General features: G+C 63.7%; 2 protein-coding genes. Both read right to left on the bottom strand.

Annotation, left to right across the window (positions count from 1 at the left end):
• Nucleotides 1-203: 203 nt before the first annotated feature.
• The gene (locus WBV42_RS04665) at nucleotides 204-1,817 is read right to left on the bottom strand and encodes an AMP-binding protein (protein WP_423984997.1); all 1,614 of its coding nucleotides are present in this window, start codon (nucleotides 1,815-1,817) and stop codon (nucleotides 204-206) included.
• On the bottom strand, nucleotides 1,810-2,007 hold a 198-nt coding region (locus tag WBV42_RS04660; protein ID WP_423984996.1), incomplete at its 5' end, for an alpha/beta fold hydrolase. The genes WBV42_RS04665 and WBV42_RS04660, both read right to left, overlap by 8 nt.

The following is a 2,007-nucleotide window of genomic DNA, read 5'->3' as shown; positions in this document are numbered from 1 at the left end:
GTACGGATGTGCGCGACGTTGTCCCGCTTCGACAGCAGCGAACAGCCGTGCATGTTGTCGTGTTCGCGGAGCGCCTGCAATCCGTGTTCGAGTTCGTTTCTGTCGGCACCCTCCACGACCAGCCGCGTCTCCAACTCCTCGCTTGCCCGGTTTAAACAACGAATCGGAGTGTTTCTGCCTATCCCGCCGCAGAAAGGCGACGGTTACTCAGCCTCACCGAACTCCGTTTTCACCGCTTCCCTATCGATCTTCGACGGTCCGGACATCGGCATTTCATCGACGAACGCGAGATGGCGCGGGCGCTTGAACCGGGCGAGTTTACCGTCTAGGAATTCCTCCACGTCCGAAAGCGTGAGCGACTCGTCTCCCTGAACGACGGCCTTCCCGACCTGTCCCCACTTCTCGTCGGGGACGCCGATGACGACGACCTCCTCGACCTTCGGATGGTCGGCGATGACGTCCTCGATTTCGGCGGGATAGACGTTCTCGCCGCCGCTGACGTACATGTTCTTCTTCCGGCCTTCGATGTAGACGTACCCCTCGTCGTCCACGCGCGCGAGGTCTCCCGTCGAAACCCAGTCGCCGGAAGACTCACTCCGCTCGTCTTCCATGCTGGTTCCGAACGTCTCCGCACTCTCCTCGGAATTCTTCCAGTAGCGGTCGGCGGCGTGGGGCGAGGCGAGTTCGAGTTCTCCGATTTCGCCGGTGAGGGGTTCGCCGTCGTCATCCACGACGCGGGCATCGACGTGCATCGCCGGGACGCCCACGCTGTCGGATTTCTCGTGGGGCCACCCGTCGGGCAGGGTGAAGTTGTTCGGGCCACACTCCGTGAGGCCGTAGCCCTGCGAGAGTTCGACGCCGCGGTCCCACCACGCTTCCATCACGGAATGGCGACACGGGCCGCCGCCGCTCTTGGCAAAGCGGAGCGTCGAGAGGTCGGTATCCTCCCACTCATCGTGACGGCACATCATCCGCAGGACGGCGGGCACCGCGACGAGAACCGTCGCACCCTCGGATTCGACCATCCGGAGGACGGATTCGGGGTCGAACTCGCGGGCGATGACGACCAGCGCGCCGAGGTGGAACAGTGGAACCGTCAGCACGTTCCACCCGCCAGTGTGGAACAGCGGGAACACCATCGGCGTCACGTCCTCCGGGCGAAGCCCCCACGCCGTGATCGTGTTGAACGAGTTCCAAACGATGGAACCGTGCGTGATGACCGTCTCCTTCGGGACCCCCGTCGAACCGCCCGTATGCAGGAAGAGGTGCGGGTCGTCCATCGACAGCGACGCCGTCTCGACCGGCGAGTCGTCCGCCGGAAGCGCCGAATTCCACGATTTGGCCTCCAAAACCTGCGATTCGGACTCGCCGAACGAGTCCGAATCGCTTGTCGGTAGACGGAGTACCGAACTCTCGAACTCGCGGTCGTCGTGTGCGAGCACGTCGCCCGCGAGGGTCGAAAACGGTTCCTCCACGACGAGCAGTTCCGGGTCCACGTCGTTCAGCATCTGGACCAGTTCGCCCGCCGCGAGGCGGTGTGAGAGCGGCGCGAGTACGCCGCCGGTCTTCCCCGTGCCGAAGAAACAGTCGATGAGCTCCGGCCGGTTTCGGGAGATAGCGGCGACACGTTCCCCATTTTCGACCCCGTGCTCGCGGAGCAGACGAGCGGTTCGGTTCGCCCGGCGGTCGAGTTCCCGATAGGTGTAGCGCTGGCCCGTCGTGGCGTCCACCAACCCGACCCGTTCGGGTGAGAGTTGCGCCCGTTTTTTGCTCCACGCGCCGACCCAGTCGTACGGTCGTGTGGAGTGATCAGGCATCGTCGATGAAAGTACGGAGTCGTTCGTTTACCGCATCGGCCTGTTCGATGAAGAAGAGGTGTGGGCCGCCGTCGATCAGTTCGAGTTCGGCGTTCGGAAGCAGTTCCGCGAGCAGGTCCCCGTTTTCGACCGGAAGCACGCGGTCCGCGGTTCCGTGCGCGATGAGCGTCGGAATCGAGATTTCATCGAG

The organism is Haladaptatus sp., from assembly GCF_049589095.1.
GTDB lineage: Archaea > Halobacteriota > Halobacteria > Halobacteriales > Haladaptataceae > Haladaptatus.
This window is presented reverse-complemented; position numbering and strand designations above follow the sequence as displayed.